16 protein-coding genes are annotated in these 18703 nt (G+C 74.6%); 10 read left to right on the forward strand and 6 right to left on the reverse strand.

Going from position 1 to position 18703, the window contains the following annotated elements:
* Positions 1-12: 12 nt before the first annotated feature.
* Both BM385_RS06805 and BM385_RS06810 read right to left on the reverse strand, forming a co-directional pair.
* Complete coding sequence (locus BM385_RS06805; RefSeq protein ID WP_139275145.1) at positions 13-909, reverse strand: DUF8017 domain-containing protein; 897 nt, start codon at positions 907-909, stop codon at positions 13-15.
* A 19-nt stretch (positions 910-928) separates the two neighbouring features.
* Complete coding sequence (locus BM385_RS06810; protein ID WP_093842453.1) at positions 929-1789, reverse strand: DMT family transporter; 861 nt, start codon at positions 1787-1789, stop codon at positions 929-931.
* Between the two features lie 182 nt (positions 1790-1971).
* On the opposite strand from BM385_RS06810, the gene BM385_RS06815 reads away from it, so the two are divergent.
* From BM385_RS06815 to BM385_RS06825, 3 genes are all read left to right on the forward strand, one after another.
* Positions 1972-2541 (forward strand): helix-turn-helix domain-containing protein, encoded by a 570-nt coding sequence (locus BM385_RS06815; RefSeq protein WP_093842454.1) that lies wholly within the window; start codon positions 1972-1974, stop codon positions 2539-2541.
* Positions 2542-2588: 47 nt separating this feature from the next.
* Positions 2589-3152: a YbaK/EbsC family protein gene (locus tag BM385_RS06820; protein WP_093842455.1), complete on the forward strand. Its 564-nt coding sequence runs from the start codon at positions 2589-2591 to the stop codon at positions 3150-3152.
* A 63-nt stretch (positions 3153-3215) separates the two neighbouring features.
* Positions 3216-3896 (forward strand): GntR family transcriptional regulator, encoded by a 681-nt coding sequence (locus BM385_RS06825; protein WP_093842456.1) that lies wholly within the window; start codon positions 3216-3218, stop codon positions 3894-3896.
* Between the two features lie 72 nt (positions 3897-3968).
* Here the strand turns inward: BM385_RS06825 and BM385_RS06830 are convergent, their stop codons facing one another.
* From BM385_RS06830 to BM385_RS06840, 3 genes are all read right to left on the reverse strand, one after another.
* Positions 3969-4511: a VOC family protein gene (locus BM385_RS06830; protein ID WP_019434661.1), complete on the reverse strand. Its 543-nt coding sequence runs from the start codon at positions 4509-4511 to the stop codon at positions 3969-3971.
* A 340-nt stretch (positions 4512-4851) separates the two neighbouring features.
* Positions 4852-5754 (reverse strand): serine hydrolase, encoded by a 903-nt coding sequence (locus BM385_RS06835; protein WP_093842457.1) that lies wholly within the window; start codon positions 5752-5754, stop codon positions 4852-4854.
* Entirely contained in the window at positions 5751-6641 is an 891-nt protein-coding gene (locus BM385_RS06840; RefSeq protein WP_093842458.1) for a LysR family transcriptional regulator, read from the reverse strand. The genes BM385_RS06835 and BM385_RS06840 overlap by 4 nt, the downstream gene beginning before the upstream one ends.
* 129 nt (positions 6642-6770) lie before the next feature.
* Between BM385_RS06840 and bla the strand changes: the two genes are divergently transcribed.
* Positions 6771-7715, forward strand: coding sequence for a class A beta-lactamase (gene bla, locus BM385_RS06845; RefSeq protein ID WP_175542930.1), 945 nt, complete (start codon positions 6771-6773; stop codon positions 7713-7715).
* Positions 7716-7883: 168 nt separating this feature from the next.
* On the opposite strand, the gene BM385_RS06850 is transcribed toward bla, so the two are convergent.
* A complete protein-coding gene (locus BM385_RS06850; RefSeq protein ID WP_026047573.1) occupies positions 7884-8303 on the reverse strand; it encodes a CoA-binding protein in 420 nt (139 codons plus the stop codon).
* A 59-nt stretch (positions 8304-8362) separates the two neighbouring features.
* On the opposite strand from BM385_RS06850, the gene BM385_RS06855 reads away from it, so the two are divergent.
* The 6 genes from BM385_RS06855 (at position 8363) to BM385_RS28450 (ending at position 18678) form a co-directional block, all read left to right on the forward strand.
* Positions 8363-9010: a YigZ family protein gene (locus tag BM385_RS06855; RefSeq protein WP_093842459.1), complete on the forward strand. Its 648-nt coding sequence runs from the start codon at positions 8363-8365 to the stop codon at positions 9008-9010.
* Positions 9011-9073: 63 nt separating this feature from the next.
* Positions 9074-10180: an LLM class flavin-dependent oxidoreductase gene (locus BM385_RS06860; protein ID WP_093842460.1), complete on the forward strand. Its 1107-nt coding sequence runs from the start codon at positions 9074-9076 to the stop codon at positions 10178-10180.
* Entirely contained in the window at positions 10177-10803 is a 627-nt protein-coding gene (locus tag BM385_RS06865) for an FMN reductase (protein ID WP_093842461.1), read from the forward strand. The genes BM385_RS06860 and BM385_RS06865 overlap by 4 nt, the downstream gene beginning before the upstream one ends.
* A 118-nt stretch (positions 10804-10921) precedes the next feature.
* The gene (locus tag BM385_RS06870) at positions 10922-11977 is read left to right on the forward strand and encodes a pectinesterase family protein (protein WP_093842462.1); all 1056 of its coding nucleotides are present in this window, start codon (positions 10922-10924) and stop codon (positions 11975-11977) included.
* Between the two features lie 1059 nt (positions 11978-13036).
* A complete protein-coding gene (locus BM385_RS06880; protein ID WP_093842464.1) occupies positions 13037-14191 on the forward strand; it encodes an exonuclease SbcCD subunit D in 1155 nt (384 codons plus the stop codon).
* The gene (locus tag BM385_RS28450) at positions 14188-18678 is read left to right on the forward strand and encodes an AAA family ATPase (protein ID WP_093842465.1); all 4491 of its coding nucleotides are present in this window, start codon (positions 14188-14190) and stop codon (positions 18676-18678) included. The genes BM385_RS06880 and BM385_RS28450 overlap by 4 nt, the downstream gene beginning before the upstream one ends.
* Positions 18679-18703: the final 25 nt, after the last annotated feature.

The following is an 18703-nucleotide window of genomic DNA, read 5'->3' on the forward strand; positions in this document are numbered from 1 at the left end:
CGGACAACGGACCTAGTCGACGGCGTACGGCCGCAGGCTGTTCATCATCGCGTCGATCGTCTCCTGGGACGGCTCCTCCGGGAAGCCGGTGTCGGTCAGCAGCACCCAGGTGGCCAGGTCCCCCTGGGCGTCGATGAAGGAGAAGGTGACGGCCTTGCCGCCCTCCGGCGCCTCGCACGGCTCGTGCCGGTTCTCGGCCAGATCGGTGACCGTGGCGGTCACGGTGTGCCCGGTGATGCCGTGTTCGCTGGTGAACGGCTCGGGCTCGGTGATCTCGAAGGTGCCCAGCTGCTCCTGGTCGTAGGCGGCCAGTACCCAGTTCATCGCCTCGTTGCGGGCGGCCTCCTCGGTGCCCGAGGCGCCCTGGCCCGCCTTGGTGCCGGCCATCGACCGGGCGCTGGGGTTGTCCGCCTCGGCGCACCAGCCGTACAGGTACTCGCTGGGCCCGCTCATGGCCACCAGCAGGGTCCCGGGTTCGGCGCCCTCCCGGTCGTCGTTGTACCCGACGTAGGTGTCCTCGGAGTTGGTCTTCCACTCGGGCGGTACGTCGAACGCGCTGTGCTTGTCGGCGTTCGTCTGCACCCGCCAGTCGGGCGCCACCACCGGGTCCGGCTTCTCGACCATGGAACGGCGCGGATCATCGGGGGCCGGGCGTGCGCCCACCGGGTGCTCCTCGCCGCCGCCGTCCGACGCCCCGTCACCGCCGCGCAGGACCAGCGCCGTGGTGGCCGCCGCGGCGGCCACCACGGCCGCGGCCAGCACCACGGTGAGCACCGTCCGCGTCCGGCGAGGGCGGCGGGGCGGGGGCGAGGTGACCGCGGTCGGCGCGTACCCCGGGCCCTGCCACGCGTACGGGTATCCGCCCGCGGTCGGCGGGCCGCCCTGCGGCGGCTGTCCTTCTGGCCTCATGACACAGGAGAATAGAGGGCTACCCCGACGCCAGGAGCAGCGTCCCCGTCATCGCCAGCCCGGCACCGGCCGCCTGGACCAGACGCAGCCGCTCGCGCAGCACCCCGCGCGCGGCCGTCGCCGTGATCAGCGGGTCGAGGGAGGCCAGGACGGCGGCGACCGTCACCGGTCCGATCCAGGCCGCCAGCGCGTAGGTGGCGTTGCCCGCGACGTCCGCCACCCCGACGAAGGCGAGGGCCGGGAGCGCGGTCAGCAGTCCGCGCCGGCCGCCGCCCGGCAGGATGGGATCGCCGCGCCGCGCCGCCGCGTACAGTGCGGCGCCGCCCACCGCTACGCTGCACACCCGCTGGACGAAGAGCGCGAGGAGCAGTCCGAGCACGGTGGTGGAGGCGTGCACGATGAGCACCAGCACCGCGCCGAATCCGGCCGCCGAGACCAGGGCCAGGGCCACGGTGCGGCGCTGCACCCGCGCCCCGCGCAGCTGCGGGCCGCCGGCCAGCACCACGCCGAGCAGGGCGATGGCGATCCCGGTGTACTGCACGGGCTGCGGTCGCTCGCCCAGCAGCAGCGCCACCCCGATCGGTACGGTCACGGAGGTGGCGGCCAGCGGCGAGACCACCCCCATCGGTCCGTGGGCCAGCGCCCGGTAGAAGCACAGCATGGCGGCGGGGCCGATGACCCCGGCCGCCGCCGCGAACCACAGCCCGGGCCCCACCGCGCTCCAGGCGCCGGTGGCGGCCACCACCACGCCGAGCACCAGTGCGGAGAGCCCCTGCGAGACCACGACGACGGTGAGCGGCGGGGTGCGTCGCGACAGGAGCCCGCCACCGAAGTCGGACAGCCCCCACAGCAGGCTGGTGACCAGGGCCAGGGCTACCATCGATGACCTCGCAGTACAGTGTGTTGAACGGAGGGGACCGGCGTACTGTAGCTCATTCTGTTGCACTCTGCGATGCAGAATATGTGACTCCGGTGGTCTCCCCCGGCCCCGGCGTCCCGCACCGCACGCACCCCGGTCCGCCCAGCCCCGTCCCGCCCGCCCCGTGGAGAGGCCGCCCGCCTGTGACCGACCTCGATCAGTTCACCCAGTCACTCGCCCGCAACCTGCGCCGGCTGCGCACCGAACGCGGCTTCACCCTCGACGCGCTCGCCGCCCGCGCCGGCATCAGCCGGGGCATGCTCATCCAGATCGAACAGGCCAGGACCAACCCCAGCGTCGGCACCGTGGTGAAGGTCGGCGATGCGCTCGGGGTGAGCATCACCACACTCCTGGACTTCGACCGCGGCCCCGCCGTCCGCGTGGTGACCGGCGACCAGGCCGTCCGGCTGTGGTCCACCGAGGCCGGCAGCCACAGCACCCTGCTCGCCGGGACGGAGGCCCCCGGACCGCTGGAACTGTGGCGCTGGCGGCTGATGCCGGGCGAGGGCAGCGACTCCGACCCGCACCCGGTGGGCACCAGCGAGCTCGTCCACGTCACCGCCGGGGTGCTCACCCTCGTCCTGGACGGCGAGGACCACCCGGTGCCGGCGGGCGCCTCGGCCTCCTACGAATCCCATGTGGCGCACAGCTACCGCAACGACGGCCCGGAACCGGTGGAGTTCATGATGGCCGTCTCGGTGCCCTCGGCCTGACCCCGAGGGGCGCCGCGCCGCCCGTGCCGCCTTGCTAGGGTGCCGCCATGCGCGCCCCCATCGGAGACTTCGACGACGCCCGCCCGGCCATCGAGTGCCCGGACCTGCTGCCCGCCCCGGTCCTCGCCGCCCTGCGGGCCTGGGCCGGCCCGGTCCCGGTCGAGCAGGTGCTGTTCGTGGACACCGACCCGGAGAAGGCCGACACCGCGGTGTTCGTGGCGACCTACGGCGCCGACCTGGACCGGACCTCGGCCAACTGCGTGGTGGTCGCCGGGAAGCGGGGCGGCGAGACGACCCTGGCGGCGGCCGTGGTGCCCGCCACCGCCCGGCTCGACGTCAACGGTGCGGTGCGCCGCCACCTGGGCGCCCGCAAGGCGTCGTTCGCGCCGATGGACACCGCCGTGGAGAGCAGTGGCATGGAGTACGGCGGCATCACCCCCATCGGGCTGCCGGCCGGCTGGCCGCTGCTGGTGGACGCGGCGGCGGCCGACCTGCCCTGGGTACTGATCGGCAGCGGCAACCGCCGCGGCAAGATCATCCTGCCCGGCAAGGCGCTGGGCGCCCTGCCCGGGACGACCGTGGTCGAAGGGCTGGGCGTGCCGCGCTCCTGACCGGCGCGGCACCCGATATCGCGAGATTCCAGGGGATTCCTGGCCCCGGCTAGTATCGGGTTCATGGCCAGCCGAATCCCGACGACCCGGTCCGAGCTTGTCTACGAGAAGGTCCGCGGGGAGATCCTGCACGGCACGCTCCCACCCGGTTCCCGCCTGCGTTTCGTCGATTTGGCCAACCGCTTCACGGTCAGTCAGTCGGTGGTCCGGGAGGCTCTCGTGCGCCTGGCCGAGCAGGGCCTGGCCGTGGCCCTGCCGCAGCAGGGCTTCCGGGTTCGCGCACTGAGCCTGGCCGACCTCCACGAGCTCACCGAAGCCAGGGTCGAGATCGAGGCCCTGGTCGTACGCCGGGCGATCGCGCAGGGTGACCTGCCATGGGAATCCTCGGTGATCGCCGCGCACCACACGCTCGCCCGGACCCCCAGGACGACGCGGGCCGGGAAGATCAACGAGGAGTGGGTCGACGCGCACGAGGCCTTCCACGCCGCGACCCTGCGAGGCTGCCGGAACGGAACGCTCCTGTCCGTCGCCACCTCGCTGCGGGAAGCCGCTTCGCTCTACCGGTGGTGGTCCGGGGCGGCCGCCCCGGACCCGGACCGCGACATCGCCCTGGAACACCGGCAGATCCTGGACGCCGTCATCGCCCGCGACGAGGTGACCGCGATGTGCCTGATCGCCCAGCACATCCAGCGCACCACCGACGAGCTGAGCGCGGCAGCCGTTCCTCTCGAAGCACGCGGCTGACCCCCGGACGCGTCGGGGACGCGACGCCGACGCGCCCGGTCGAGGCGCGGAAGGTGCCGGTGCCGGACGGCGTCAATTCGCTCCGGCGCGCCACGGGTTGTTGCTGGAGTGGTCACCCCCGAGCCAGCGGGCGAGGTCGGCGTGTGCCGTGCGGAGCCGTTCGGCGTTGATGCGTTCCACGTCGGGGTGGTCCACGGTGAATTCGAGGTGCAGCCCGTTCGGGTCCACGGTGTAGAGCGAGACGCAGTAGCCGTGGTCGACGACGAACGTGCCGGGCTCCGTGTAGCCGGCCTCGGTGAGGCGTTCGCGGATCGCGTCCTGGGTCTCCTGCTCCACCTTCAGGGCGATGTGGCGCATCGGAGTGGGGTTGATCTCGGTGTGGAACTGCTGCTGGGCCCGCGGGTCGGCCAACTGGAAGAAGGCCAGTGCACTGCCGTCGGCCAGACCGTAGAAGGTATGGCACAGCGCGTACTCGGTCCCGTTGATCGACTCGATCTCGGTCCAGGTGGCGATCAGCGGCAGGCCGATCACCTCCTCGTAGAACTGCCGGTTGGCCTCCTGGTCGTCGACGGTCCAGCCGTAGTGGTGCAGGCGCAGCGGTAGTTGCGTGGTCATGGGAGGACCTCCGTCGGTCGGATGGAAGGGGCTGCCGTGGCGGGTCCTGCCGGGTCGGGACGCGAGGGCAGGGGGAGGCCCGCGCGGTTCCGAGCGCCGGGTGGCGCGTGATTCGCCGGGAAGCGTCGCCGGCCATCGGTCCGGCTACCGGACCCCGAGGGCCCCACCCCCCGCAGTCTTCGGCTGTGCCCAACCTAAGGAGGCGATCACGAGAAGTCAATAAAGTCTCTAGATTCCTGCACATCTCGATGGCTCGGCCAGGGTCCCCGGAGGAACCGCCGGTCCACGACACGATCCATCGGAACGACACACCGTCACGGACCCGCAGGGCCCGGCGGGATCAGCCCTGCCGCAGCTGATCGCGCAGCGCCCGCGCCACCCGGCCCATCAGCGCCTCCGCCTCCGGCTGCCGCCCCGCCGCCACCCGCGACTCGGTGAGCGCGGTCACCGCGAACACCTGCCCGTCCGCGTGCTCCACCACCCCCGACTCGTGCCGCAGATGCAGCAGCGTCCCGGTCTTCGACGACCACAGGGCGGCGTCCGAGCTGAAGTCGGGGGCCAGGCGCTGCCGCAGCAGGTTGGCGCCCATCAGCTCCCGTATCCGGGCGGCACTCGCCGGATCGATCGCCGAAGGCGTCCACAGCGCCTGGAGCAGGTCGGTGAACGCCCTGGCCGTCCCCGTGTTGGCCCGCGCGAGGTCGAGCTGCGGCACCGGATGGCCCGGGCCGCTGCCGGCCGCCGCGATCACCAGTTCCTGCGCCAGCCGCGCCTGTTGCGGACCCAGCCGCTCCACCGGGGTGTCCTCCAGATCACCCATCGGATGCCGCACCTTGATGCCCTCCAGGCCCAGCTCGCCCAGGATCCGCGCCACCTCGGCGGGCGGGGTCAGCGCGAACAGCGCGTCGGCCGCGGTGCTGTCGCTGATGGACAGGCCCAGATACAGCAGATCCTCGACCGCCATCCGGGCCGGGTGCCGGAACCGGCTCAACCCGGTCGGCCCGGGCGAGGTCACCCGTCCCGGCGCCACCTCGATCTGCCGGGTGGCGTCCAGCTCGCCGCGTCTGACCCGCTCCAGGGTCGCGATGGCCAGCGGGATCTTCACCAGGGAGGCGACGGGCAGCTCCCGGTCGGGGTCGATGCCCAGTTCCTCCCCGGTGGCAAGATCCCGCACCAGGAACGAGCCGCGCAGCCCGCCGTCCCGCAGCAGGTCACGCAGCTCGCGCAGCAGCCGCTCGTCGTTCATCCTCGCGCCTCCCGCGCGGTGTCGGCCCCCAGACAGTGCGCGACGTCGTCGCCCAGGAGGGTACGGATCCGGTCGCCGTCGGCCCGCACCGTGGCGGCCACGTCGTAGCCGCGCACCAGCGCGGTCTCGCCCAGCGGGCGCCAGCACAGCCCGAGTTCGCCGGCCTGGGCCGCCGAGCACAGCAGCAGATCCCGCGAACCCAGCACCTCGGCGGTGGCCGCCGCCAGGGAGGACGCGGACCGCACCTGCGCCGGGCGCAGCCCCACCGCGTCCCGCAGCCGGCCGAGCGGATCCCGCACGTGCGGCACCTCGTCCTCCGGCTGGAGCCACACCCGGCGGGGCGGCTCACGGTCGGTGCGCCCGGCCCGCAGGGTCTCCAGATGGATGCGGGCGCCGGAGGGCTCGGCGGTCTGGGCCAGGCCCAGCGGTACGGTCCACACCGCCTCGTCCGCGGGGACGGCCACCAGGGCGGCCCGTACCTCCTGGACCCGCACCCGCTCGGCGCGTTCGGCCGGCGGCAGCGGCCGGGGCTCCAGGATCAGCTCGTGCCGGCGGGCCGCGGCGATCAGCCGGGCCAGCGCGCCGGGCGGGCAGCTGTCCGGGACGGCCAGCCGGAAGGGGCGGCGCTTGGCGGTCTCGGCCTCGTGCTCCAGCAGATCGGCGAGCTGGACGAGCCGGCGGGCGTGCGGCAGCAGGTCCCGGCCGAAGGGGGTGAGCGTGGCCCGGCGGGCGGTGCGCTCCAGCAGGGGCTCGCCCAGGTGCTTCTCCAGCGCGGCGATCCGGCGGCTGGCGACCGACTGCGCCATGCGGGCGGCTGCCGCGCCCACTGTGAAGCTGCCGCGTTCACTCACCTTCACGAAGGCGCGGCAGGCACCGACCAGATCCATGCGGCCGACCCTATGCCACTTCGGCATCGAACCGCGCATTCGGGTCTTGGACGGCATGAGCCGGCGGCGGCAGGGTGGGGCTCGCGGACGGGGAGAGGCCCTGCCCGCGGAAGCGAAGGGGATGACCGGATGCGAGGACGCGGATACGGGCGGGGACGGCTGCCGGCGGCGCTGATCGGCGCGCTGGTGCTGGTACCGCTGGTGGGCTGCGGCACGGGGGAGACCGGGGCCGGCGCGGCGGACACCGCCGGCCCCGCGGCGGTGGTGGCGGACACCGCCGAGGACCCGGCCGGGGAGTTCGCCCGCCTTGAGGACGCCTACGACGCGCGGCTGGGCGTGTACGCGCTGGACACCGGGAGCGGGGAGGAGATCGGCTACCGGGAGGACGAACGGTTCGCCTACGCCTCCACCTTCAAGGCGCTGCTGTGCGGGGCGGTCCTGGAGGAGTACGGCCTGGCGGGCATGGACGAGGTGATCCCGTACGGCGAGGAGGATCTGCTGCCCAACTCGCCGATCACCGAGGAGCGGCTGGCGGAGGGTGGCATGAGCAAGTCGGACCTGTGCGACGCCACCGTCCGCTACAGCGACAACGCCGCCGCCAACCTGCTGTGGGACACGATCGGCGGCCCGGCCGGGCTCCAGGAGCGGCTGGCCGGGCTCGGCGACGACGTGACGCGGATGGAGCGCTGGGAGACCGAGCTGAACGAGGCGGTGCCCGGCGACGAACGGGACACCACCACTCCGGAGGCGTTCGCCGGGAACCTGGCCGGCTACGTGCTGGGGGAGGTGCTGCCGGAGCCGGAGCGGGCGCAGCTGACCGAATGGCTGGTCACCAACACCACCGGCGACGAGCTGATCCGGGTCGGCGTCGGCGAGGGCTGGACGGTGGGCGACAAGACCGGCGGCGGTGGGCACGGCACGCGCAACGACATCGCGGTGCTGTGGCCGGACAGCGGTGAGCCGCCGCTCGTGCTCGCGGTGTTCTCCACCCGGGAGGAGCCCGACGCCGACTGGGACAACGCGCTGATCGCCGAAGCGGCGTCGGTCGCGGTCGGGGCGCTGGGGCGCGACTAGCCGGGGGAGCCGGGCGGTCCGCTCATCGCGGGCCGCCCGCTCACGCGCGACGGCGGGCTCACTCCGGGCCGTCCGCGCACCGCGGGCCGCCCGCTCACGCGCGACGGCGGGCTCACTCCGGGTCGTCCGCGCACCGCGGGCCGCCCGCTCACTCCCGGCGGAGCCCGCTCACTCCGGGCGGTCCGGCAGCCGGGGGATCTCGATCGCCGGGCAGCGGTCCATCACCACATCGAGTCCGGCCGCCCGGGTACGGTCCCGGGCGGCCTCGTCGATCACGCCGAGCTGGAACCAGACCGCCTTGGCGCCGATGGCCACCGCCTCGTCGGCGACCGCGCCCGCCAGCGAGCTGTTCACGAAGACGTCCACGACATCCACCGGGAAGGGGATCTCGGCGAGCGAGGCGTAGCCGCGTTCGCCGTGCACCGTCTCGGCCTTGGGATGGACGGGCACGATCCGCTTGCCGAAGCGCTGGAGGACGGCGGCCACGCCGTGGGCGGCCCGGCGCTCGTTGGCGGAGAGGCCGACGATCGCCCAGGTGTCGCCGGTTCCGGTCAGCACACGCCGTACGGTTTCCGCTGAGGTATCCATGATCGTGCCAACGGCCGCCCCGGCCGTGCCATTCCCCGGGCGCGGCCTAGGCTGGCCCGATGCGGGACGGATATCTGACGGTGGCCGGTGCGGGGGGCGTGCACGAGAGCGAGGTCAACCGTTCACGCTTCGTGTGTGCGCTGGCACCGGCCGGCACCGAGGAGGAGGCCGCGGCCGTGGTGGCGCGGGAGCGGGCGGCGCACCCGACGGCCACGCACCACTGCTGGGCGTACGTGATCGGCGCGGACGCCGGGGTGCAGAAGTGCAGCGACGACGGCGAGCCGGGCGGTACGGCGGGGGTGCCGATGCTGCGGATGCTGACCCGCCGCGAGATCCGGTACGCGGTGGCGGTGGTGACCCGGTACTACGGCGGCGTGAAGCTGGGCGCGGGCGGGCTGATCCGCGCGTACGGCGGGGCGGTGGGCGCGGCGCTCGACGCGGTGGGGACGGTGGAGCGGCGGCGGTACCGGCTGGCCACGGTCGAGATCGGGCATCAGCGGGCGGGCCGGCTGGAGCATGAGCTGCGCGCGATGGGGCACGCGGTGCGGGAGATGCGGTACGGGGCCGGGGTGACGATCGAGGTCGCGGTCCCGGCGGACGAGGTGCCGGGCTTCGAGGGCTGGCTGGCGGATGCGACGGCCGGTGAGGCGCGGCTGGCGCTGGGCGGCGACACCTACGGCCTCGGCCCGGCCCGAGCGGGGGAATAGCGGGCGGAGCGGGTGCGTTCCCAGGATATAGTTGAACAGTCAACAACATGGGAGGCGGGCACGATGCAGTTCGGCATTTTCACGGTCGGTGATGTCACCACCGACCCCACCAACGGCACCACGCCGAGCGAGCACGACCGCATCAAGGCGATGACCACCATCGCCCTGAAGGCCGAGGAGATCGGCCTGGACGTCTTCGCCACCGGCGAGCACCACAACCCGCCGTTCGTCCCCTCCTCGCCCACCACCATGCTCGGCTGGATCGCCGCCCGCACCGAACGGCTCATCCTCTCCACCTCCACCACCCTCATCACCACCAACGACCCGGTGAAGATCGCCGAGGACTTCGCGATGCTCCAGCATCTGGCGGACGGCCGCGTCGACCTCATGCTCGGCCGCGGCAACACCGGCCCCGTCTACCCCTGGTTCGGCCAGGACATCCGGCAGGGCATCCCCCTCGCGATCGAGAACTACGCGCTGCTGCACCGGCTGTGGCGCGAGGACGTCGTCGACTGGGAAGGCCGCTTCCGTACCCCGCTCCAGGGCTTCACCTCCACCCCGCGCCCGCTGGACGGCGTACCGCCGTTCGTCTGGCACGGCTCCATCCGCAGCCCCGAGATCGCCGAACAGGCCGCCTACTACGGCGACGGCTTCTTCGCCAACAACATCTTCTGGCCCAAGGAGCACTTCCAGCGCCTCATCGACCTCTACCGCGACCGCTGGGAACACTACGGACACGGGCCGCGCGAGAGCGCCGTGGTCGGCCTGGGCGGACAATTCTTCATGCGCCGCAACTCCCAGGACGCCGCCCGCGAGTTCCGGCCCTACTTCGACAACGCCCCGGTGTACGGCCACGGCCCCTCGCTGGAGGAGTTCACCGACCAGACCCCGCTCACCGTCGGCAGCCCGCAGGAAGTCATCGAGAAGACCCTGGCCTTCCGCGACACCTTCGGCGACTACCAGCGCCAGCTGTTCCTCGTCGACCACGCCGGACTGCCGCTGAAGACCGTCCTGGAACAGCTCGACCTGCTGGGCGAGGACGTCCTCCCCGTCCTGCGGAAGGAGTTCGCGGCGCGCCGGGCCGCCGGCGTCCCCGAAGGCCCCACCCACGCCGCCCGGGTCGCGGAGCGGAACGACGCCGCGGAGCAGAAGGAAGGAACGCAGCGATGACCGCGCTGAAACTCACCGTCGTCACGGCCGGCCTCGGCAAGCCCTCCACCACCCGGCTGCTGGCCGACCGGCTGGCCCTCGCCACCGAGGAACACCTCGCCGAGCAGGAACGCGACGTCGACACCCGGGTGTTCGAACTCCGCGAACTGGCCGGCGACATCGCCCAGCACCTCGCCACCGGCTTCCCAGGACCGGCGCTGCGCGAGGCACTGGACGCCACCACCGGCGCGGACGGCATCATCGCCGTCACGCCCGTCTTCAACGCCTCCTACAGCGGACTGTTCAAGTCCTACGCCGACCTGCTCGAAGCCGACCAGCTCGCCGGCCGCCCGGTACTGATCGCCGCCACCGGCGGCAGCCCCCGGCACTCGCTGATGCTCGACCACGCGATGCGGCCCCTGTTCGGCTACCTGCGGACCACCGTCGTACCCACCGGCGTGTACGCGGCGGCCGAGGACTGGGGCGGCGGCACCGACCCGCTGATCGACCGGCTCCCCGCCCGCATCCACCGCGCCGGCCGGGAACTCGCCACCCTCATGGCGGGCGGCGCGGCCCAGGCCCGGCGCGAGCCGGACCTCGTCCCGTTCGCCGAACAGCTGGCCGCGCTGCGCCCGGGGACGTAGCGGGCCGGGTGCGGGTGCGGGTGCCGGCGGCGGCAACCCATCGGGGCGCGGCGGCGACCAGGGTGCGTCACCACCACCGCCGACCCACCCGCTCGCTCGCTCGCAGAACGGACGACCCATGCGTTCGCGTACCCGCACCCGCACCCTCTCCGTACCCCTGTTGCTGGCCGGCGCGCTGCTCGCCACCGCCGGCCTCACCACCCCCGCGGCGGCCACCGCACCCGCTCCCACCCACCTGACGGTGGCCGCCGACGGCAGCGCCGCGTTCACCGGCGTCCAGGCCGCCATCGACGCCGTACCTGCGGGGAACACCAGCCCCGTCACCATCACCGTCCAACCCGGCGTCTACCGCGAGACGGTCGTGGTCCCGAGCAACAAACCCCACATCCGGCTGGTCGGCAGCACCGGCCGGGCCGCCGACGTCACCATCGTCTACAACAACTCCAGCGGCACACCGAAGCCCGGCGGCGGCACGTACGGCACCAGCGGCAGCGCCACCTTCATGGCGGACGCCGACGACTTCGAGGCCCGCCACCTCACCTTCGCCAACGACTTCGACGAACTCGCCCACGCCGACCAGCCCAACCACCAGGCGGTGGCGCTGCGCACCCGGGGCGACCGCATCGTGCTGGCGAACATCGCCGCCCACGGCGACCAGGACACCCTCCTGCTGGACAGCGCGAACAAGGACCGGCAGGGCCGCGTCCACATCAGCGACTCGCTGATCACCGGGAACGTCGACTTCATCTTCGGCCGCGCCACGGCTGTCATCACCGACTCGGTCATCGAGGTCACCCGCCGCCCCGACGGCACCTCGGCCGGGTACGTCACCGCGCCGTCCACCGCCGCGCAGTTCCCCGGCTTCCTGATCACCGACTCGGTGATCACCGGCAACGTCGGCGACGGCACGTACTACCTCGGCCGCCCCTGGTACGCGGGCGGCGACGCCACCCTGCACCCGCAGGTGACCATCCGCGACACCCACCTCTCGGCCGCCGTCCGCGCCACGCCCTGGACCGACATGAGCGGCTTCCCCTGGCAGGGCGCCCGCTTCGCCGAGTACCACAACACGGGCCCCGGCTCCGCCCCGCCCACCACCAACCGCCCGCACCTGACCGACCAGCAGGCAGCGGCCCACACCCCGACCACGTGGCTGGGCGGCTGGACCCCGTAGGGGCCCGTCCGTCCGTGGCGGGTCCGGGGTACGGGCGTGCTCGCCCGGGCCCGCCGGGGGCGCGGCATCCGCGCGAGCCGGGGGGCCGTGCGGGCACCCGCCCACCGGCCGGGGGCGCGGCACCCGCACGCGCACCCGCCCGCGCCCGGCGTGCCGACCCGTTCACGCGCCCGGCCCGGCACACCGCCCGGAGCCGTACGGACCCGACGCCTGCGCGCCGCCGGGCGTGCCGCACCGGCACGCCCGTGCCGCACCGACACGGGCGTCAGGAGCGGCCGTCGCTGCCCGTCCGCTCGGCGACGATCAGGAACCGGTGCGCCCGGACCTCGAACCGTCCCTCCGCACACATCCGCGCGTGCAGGCGCCGCAACGCAGGACCGTAGCGCTCCCAGGCCCGCCTCGGCGGGAACACCCCCGCATGCGCGGGGACCACGAAGACCCGGCCACCATGGCGCTGCACGAGCTGGGACCACCCCCGCATGCGCGGGGACCACAGGCCGTGAGCTGCGACTCTATCGCCTGGGGGTATGGTTTTTACTTACTAGTTGAGAGTCCGGCATAGCTCGCATAGGGGTCTCATGTAGGTCCTGCCGGAGATGGGACATCACCGCAGCCGGCTCCGCGTCTGCGGTGCTTCGTCGCCGTGGTCCAGCCCTGTCGTGGGCAGTCGGCGCATGCCCGCTCCGATGTGTCGGCCGGTGGGTCAACTGGGCTCCTCTCCGTCGTGCGTCCGCCATGTGGAGATCCAGGATCCGGTGAAGTGTGTCGCCCGGTCCTGGTGTTCTGTTTTCTCGCCGCCGCTGTCGTAAGCCAGGAGTCCATGATGGCCCGCGCGCACCGGTCGGGCAGCCCCGTTCCGCTCCTCCGGTTCCACCGGGGGTGGCGCGACCCGCCCCGGCGGGGCATGCCATGGTGCAGTTGCCGTCGAACCGGCGCCGGGAGTTCGTCGGCCGGGTAGTACACACCCCCGCGCCGCCGAGCCTGTCCGAGCCCTTAGCGTTGTTCTCCGGAGTGCGGCCCCGCCGGGTGGGCCGGTGAGGGAGAAGAGGGCGGCGTTCGGTGAGGTTTCTGCACACCTCCGACTGGCATCTGGGGCGCGGGCTGCACCGGGTGCCGTTGCTCGATGCGCAGCGGCGGTTCCTCGACCATCTCGTCGACACCGCCCGCGCCCGGGAGGTGGATGCCGTGTTCGTGGCCGGGGACATCTACGACCGGGCCGTGCCGCCGCTCGCCGCCGTGGAGTTGTTCGATCACGCGCTGCGGCGGCTCGCCGAGGCCGGTGTCGCCACCGTCATGATCTCCGGCAACCACGACTCCGCCCGGCGGCTCGGCGTCGGCGCCCCGCTCATGGCCGGCGCCGGTATCCATCTGCTGACCGACCCGGCGGGCTGCGACCGTCCCGTCCTGCTGCGCGACGCGTACGGGGACGTCGCCGTCTACGGGCTGCCCTACCTCGAACCCGCACTCGTCCGGGAGGAGTTCGCCGTCGAGACCGCCCGGCACAGCGCCGTGCTCGGTGCCGCCATGGACCGGGTGCGCGAAGACCTCGCGGGCCGCCCGGACGGGACACGCGCCGTCGTGCTCGCGCACGCCTTCGTCACCGGCGCCGCCACCTCCGACAGCGAACGCGACATCACCGCCGGTGGCGCCGCCTCCGTCCCCGTGACCCTCTTCGACGGCGTGCACTACGCCGCACTCGGCCATCTGCACGGCTGCCAGACCCTCACCGACCGGGTGCGCTACTCCGGCTCGCCGCTCGCGTACTCCTTCTCCGAGGCCGCCCACCGCAAGTCGATGTGGCTGGTCGATCTCGACGCCGCCGGGACCGTGCACGCCGAACGGCTCGACTACCCCGTGCCCCGCCCGCTGGCGCGGATCACCGGCCGGCTGGAGGACCTGCTGGCCGATCCGGCGCTGGAAGCGCACCGCGAGCACTGGGTCGAGGCCACCCTCACCGACCCGGCGCGCCCCGCCGAGCCCATGGCCCGGCTCTCCGCCCGGTTCCCGCACCTGCTCGCCCTGGCCTTCGCGCCCGAGCGCGCCGCCTCCGAGGACCGCCGCAGTTACGCCGAGCGGTTGCGCGGCCGGGACGACCAGCGGATCGCCGAGGACTTCATCGCGCACGTCCGCCCAGGTCAGGACCTCGACGCGCGCGAACGCGCCGAGTTGCGCCGCGCCCTGGAGTCCGCCCGGGTCCGGGAGGGCGGCGCATGAGACTGCACCGGCTCACCCTCACCGCGTTCGGCCCGTTCGGCGGCACCCAGCACATCGACTTCGACGCGCTGTCGGCCGGCGGGCTCTTCCTGCTGCACGGGCCGACGGGCGCCGGCAAGACCGCCATCCTGGACGGTGTCTGCTACGCGCTGTACGGCTCGGTGCCCGGGGCCCGGCAGCAGGCACCCGGGGGGCTGCGCAGCGACCACGCCGATCCGGGAACGCCGACCGAGGTCGTCCTCGAACTCACCATCGGCGGGCGACGGCTGGAGGTCACCCGGCGCCCGGAGCGGGAGAGGCCCAAGAAGCGCGGCACCGGGTTCACCCTCGAGCGGGCGTACAGCGCGTTGCGCGAGCGCGCGCCGGGCGGTGACGGCGGGTGGCGGGCGCTCAGCCGTTCCCACCAGGAGATCGGCGAGGAACTGGCCGGCCTGCTCGGCATGAACCGGGAACAGTTCTGCCAGGTCGTGCTGCTCCCGCAGGGCGACTTCGCCCGTTTTCTGCGCGCCGGGGCGGAGGACCGGGCCAAGCTGCTCGGGCGACTGTTCGACACGCGCCGGTTCGCGGCCGTCGAGCAACAGCTCGCCGAGCGGCGCCAGGCGGCGACGGCGGGGGTACGGGAGGGGGACGACCGGCTCCGCTCACTGGCCGACCGGCTGCGGCAGGCGGCCGGAGCCGGGGAGCCGGAGGAGGATCTGCTGTCCTGGGCCGCGCAGTTGCGCAGTCTCGCCCGCGAGCGGCGCGACATCGCCGCCCAGTCCCTGCGGACGGCCGAGGCCGCGCACGCCCGGGCGGAGCGGGAGGTCACCGCGACGGCGGACCGGGTACGCCGCGCCGAACGCCGTGCCGAAGCCCGCGCCCGCGCCGCCGTCTGGGAGGCGGAGCGGGAGGAACGCGAACGTACCGAGCGCGAACTGGCCGACGCACGCGCCGCGGAGAGCGTCACCCCCGCGCTGCGGCTCCGGGACCGGGCGGCGGAGGAACATCGGGACGCTGTCGTGGCGGCCCGGCTCGCCAGGGCGGAGCTGCCCGCCGCGTTCGCCGGGGCGTCCGCCGCCACGCTGGCCGAGGAGGAACGGACGGTACGCGGTCGGCTCGGCGCGCTGAGCGCGGCGCGGCAGGCCGAGGAGCGGGCCTCCCGGCTGGCCGCCGAGTGTGCCGCGCTGGAGCGGGCCGATGCCGAGGACACCGCGCTGCTGGCCGGCACCGTCGCGGCGCTGGAGCGGTTCGCACCGGAACGGGATCGCCTCGCGGCGCGGCTGCGGGCGGCGGAAGCGGCTGGGGCCCGGGCCGGACACCGGGCGGAGGCCGTGGCGGAAACCGGCCGCCGGCTGGCCGCCGCCCGGCGCCGCCAGGACCTGGACGACCGGATCGAGGAGGCGGCCAAGGAGGCGCTGCGCGCCCGGGAACACGCGAGCGCCGCGTACGAGGACTGGCTGGATCTGAAGGAACGGCGGCTGCGCGGCATGGCCGCCGAACTCGCCGCCGCCCTGCGGGAAGGCGAGCCGTGCGCCGTGTGCGGCTCCACCGCCCACCCGCGTCCCGCGCCCGCCGGCCCGCACGCCGTCTCGCCGGACGAGGAGCGGGCGGCCGAGGAGAAGCACCGTGCGGCCTCGGACGACCGGGACCGCGCGCTGGCGGCCCTGGCCGGGCTGCGCGAGGCACACGCCGCCGCCGACGCGGCGGCCGGCGCGGAGCCGGCGCAGGTGCTGGCCGACCGGCTGGCCGCGCTCGAACGGGACCAGCGGGCCGATCTGGCCGCCGCCGAGGACGCGGGCCCGGCGGGTGAGGAACTGGCGGCTGCCGAGCGGCGGCATGCCGGACAGCAGGCGGCACGCGAGGACATCGAACGGCGGATGGCCGCCCGCGCCGGACAGGCACAGTCGCTGCGGGCCGAGCACGAGGGGCTGCGGGCCGAGATCCGCGCCGCGCGGGGGGAGGCCGAGTCGGTGGCGGCGCGTGCGGCCGATCTCGCCGAGCTGGCCGGACGGCTGGCGTCGGCCGCCGAGGCCGTCCGCGCGGCGGAGACGAGCGCGGCCCGGGAACGCGAAGCCGAGGAAGCCGTCGCGGACGCGGCCCGCCGGGCGGGTTTCGCCACCCCGGAGGCGGCCTCCGCGGCACAGCGGTCCGCCGACCGGCGGCGGGAGGCGGAACGCCGCCTGGAGCACTGGCGTACGGAGGCGGCGGCGATCGACGCGCTCCTCGCCGAGGCCGAGGCGGGGGCAGAGGCGGGGACGGGGGTTGCGGATGGCGGTGACCGGGAGCGCACCGGGCGGGCCGGGGACGGTACGTCGGCGGGCGGGCGAGACCCGGGCCGGCCACTCCCGCCCGGCGGGGTCTCGGGCAGGGGCCGGGCTCCCGGCTCCGCGGAACCCGAACGGGCGGCGGGCGTACGGCAGGACACCACCGCTCCGGCGGCGCCTGACCCGGAGGCTGTCCGGGATGTGCCGGTGCAGAACGCGCTCGGGCGTGAACGGCCCGGCGGGCGAGAGGACGGCGCGGAGCACGCCGTTGGTGGCCGTCCCGTGCAGGATGCGGGTGGCGAGCCCGCCCTTCCGACGCGCGGTGGGCACCGGGCACCACGGTCCGAGGGCCGAGCGGGTCGGCCGCCGGCCTCGGGGGAGGCGGAGCGCGGTGCGGTTGTGGGGACGTCGGTTGCGGGGGGTGCTGCGGGTCCTGCCATGGTTCCGGCGTCGCTGGGCGGGGCGGCCCACGACGTGCCTGCGCAGAATGCGCTGGGGCGGGGACAGTTCGGCGATCGGGAGGACGGTCCAGAACACCTCGCTGAGGGTGGCGACGCCGCGCTTTCTGTGGCAGGTGAGTACGAAGCACCACGGTCCGGGAGCGGGGACGGTGCGGGCGACGGTCGGCCGCCCGCCTCGCAGGATGCGGAGCGCGGCGCGGCTGCAGAAGGGCGGACCTGGCCCGCCGTGCTGGATCGGGGCGGGTCTGCTCTCGGCACGGTGTCGGCCCGTTGGGCGTCGGGGGAGGACTCGTTGTCCGGGGCCGGGGCCGGGGAAGTGCCACAAGGCGAGCCGTGGGAGCCGTCCGGTGTCGGTACGCCGCGGGCGTCTTCCGCCCCAGTGGCTGAAGACGGGGCCGCAGACGGTGGCGGGTCTGCCGGGCAGCGGGCGGCCGAGGAGCGGCCGGGGGCGGGCCGGAGGTCCGGCTCCGCTGAGCCCGACCCGCGCGCGGGCCTGAGCGGAGCGGTGCCCGGCGCACGCCGGGAACTCCCGGGCGGAGGAGGCACGGACGAGGCCTCGGGCACGGACCTGGACGCGGAGGCAGACGCAGACGCGGCCATGGGCACGAACTCGGCCACGGCCACGTACGCGGAGGCGGGTACGCACTCGGGCACGGACGCGGACGCAGGCGCGGCCTTGGGCACGGACCTGGACGTGGGCACGAAGGCCGGCAGGGGCACGCACTCGGCCACGGACCTGGCCACGAACGCGGACGCAGGCGCGGCCTCGGGCACGGACCTGGACGCGGCCACGGACCTGGCCACGGGCACGCACCCGGCCACTGGAACGCACCCCGCCACCGACACGCCCCCGCCCCCGGACTCCGCCCACCGGCCGGAGGACGGGCCGTGGCCCGGCGACCGTGGCGGCGCGTCCGCCCCGTCCTCGGCCTCCTCCTGGCCCTCTTCGGCACCGTCATCCGCCTCCTCCCCGGCCCCCTCCCCGGCCCCGTCCCCGCCCCCCTCCCCGGCAGCCGCCCGGTGGCCCGGGCTCGCCGCCTCGGTGTCCGGTGCGGCCGATGCCGCTCCCGGCCGGGCGGCGCTGGACGCCGCCCGGCGCGCTTTGGAGCGGGCCGTCGTGCGGCTGCGGGAGGCCGCGTCCGCCGACAGCGCCGCCCGGGCGCGCTGTCGCGAACTCGATGCGCTGTCCGCCGCCCTGGCCGCCGAGGCGGCGGCCCTGGCGCCGGTGCGGGAGGAGGCGGAGCGCATCGCGCGGCTGGCCGGGCTCGCCGCCGGGACGGCGGCCGAGAACCGGTACCGGATGCGGCTGGAGACGTATGTGCTGGCCGCCCGGCTGGAGCAGGTGGCGGAGGCGGCGGGGAGCCGGCTGCACCGGATGTCCGCCGGGCGGTACCAGCTGGCGCACTCGGACAGCAAGACCGCGCGGGGGCGTTCGGGGCTCGGCCTCCAGGTGCTGGACGCCTGGACCGGGCGGGCCCGGGACACCGCCACGCTCTCCGGCGGCGAGTCCTTCTTCGTCTCCCTCGCGCTCGCCCTCGGCCTCGCCGACGTGGTCGCGGCCGAGGCCGGCGGGCAGCGGCTGGACACCCTCTTCATCGACGAGGGGTTCGGCAGCCTGGACGAGCAGTCCCTGGACGAGGTGCTCGACGTGCTGGACGGGCTGCGCGAGCAGGACCGGGCGGTCGGCATCGTCAGCCATGTGCCGGACCTGCGCGCCCGGATCCCGACCCAGCTGCGCGTCATCAAGACCGCCCGGGGGTCCACGGTGCAGAAAACCGGATGACGCGAGACGGCGCGTATCGCAGGGT

The organism is Streptomyces harbinensis (assembly GCF_900116145.1).
Taxonomy (GTDB): domain Bacteria; phylum Actinomycetota; class Actinomycetes; order Streptomycetales; family Streptomycetaceae; genus Streptomyces; species Streptomyces carpaticus.

What these genes read in the sequence shown, in the direction of transcription:
- BM385_RS06805 (WP_139275145.1), bottom strand. Translation starts at nt 909, where the DNA reads ATGAGGCCAGAAGGACAGCCGCCGCAGGGCGGCCCGCCGACCGCGGGC.
- BM385_RS28450 (WP_093842465.1), top strand. Translation starts at nt 14,188, where the DNA reads ATGAGACTGCACCGGCTCACCCTCACCGCGTTCGGCCCGTTCGGCGGC.
- BM385_RS06855 (WP_093842459.1), top strand. Translation starts at nt 8,363, where the DNA reads ATGCGGGACGGATATCTGACGGTGGCCGGTGCGGGGGGCGTGCACGAG.
- BM385_RS06835 (WP_093842457.1), bottom strand. Translation starts at nt 5,754, where the DNA reads ATGAACGACGAGCGGCTGCTGCGCGAGCTGCGTGACCTGCTGCGGGAC.
- BM385_RS06825 (WP_093842456.1), top strand. Translation starts at nt 3,216, where the DNA reads ATGGCCAGCCGAATCCCGACGACCCGGTCCGAGCTTGTCTACGAGAAG.
- BM385_RS06810 (WP_093842453.1), bottom strand. Translation starts at nt 1,789, where the DNA reads ATGGTAGCCCTGGCCCTGGTCACCAGCCTGCTGTGGGGGCTGTCCGAC.
- BM385_RS06865 (WP_093842461.1), top strand. Translation starts at nt 10,177, where the DNA reads ATGACCGCGCTGAAACTCACCGTCGTCACGGCCGGCCTCGGCAAGCCC.
- BM385_RS06860 (WP_093842460.1), top strand. Translation starts at nt 9,074, where the DNA reads ATGCAGTTCGGCATTTTCACGGTCGGTGATGTCACCACCGACCCCACC.
- BM385_RS06830 (WP_019434661.1), bottom strand. Translation starts at nt 4,511, where the DNA reads ATGACCACGCAACTACCGCTGCGCCTGCACCACTACGGCTGGACCGTC.
- BM385_RS06840 (WP_093842458.1), bottom strand. Translation starts at nt 6,641, where the DNA reads ATGGATCTGGTCGGTGCCTGCCGCGCCTTCGTGAAGGTGAGTGAACGC.
- BM385_RS06820 (WP_093842455.1), top strand. Translation starts at nt 2,589, where the DNA reads ATGCGCGCCCCCATCGGAGACTTCGACGACGCCCGCCCGGCCATCGAG.
- BM385_RS06850 (WP_026047573.1), bottom strand. Translation starts at nt 8,303, where the DNA reads ATGGATACCTCAGCGGAAACCGTACGGCGTGTGCTGACCGGAACCGGC.
- BM385_RS06870 (WP_093842462.1), top strand. Translation starts at nt 10,922, where the DNA reads ATGCGTTCGCGTACCCGCACCCGCACCCTCTCCGTACCCCTGTTGCTG.
- bla (WP_175542930.1), top strand. Translation starts at nt 6,771, where the DNA reads ATGCGAGGACGCGGATACGGGCGGGGACGGCTGCCGGCGGCGCTGATC.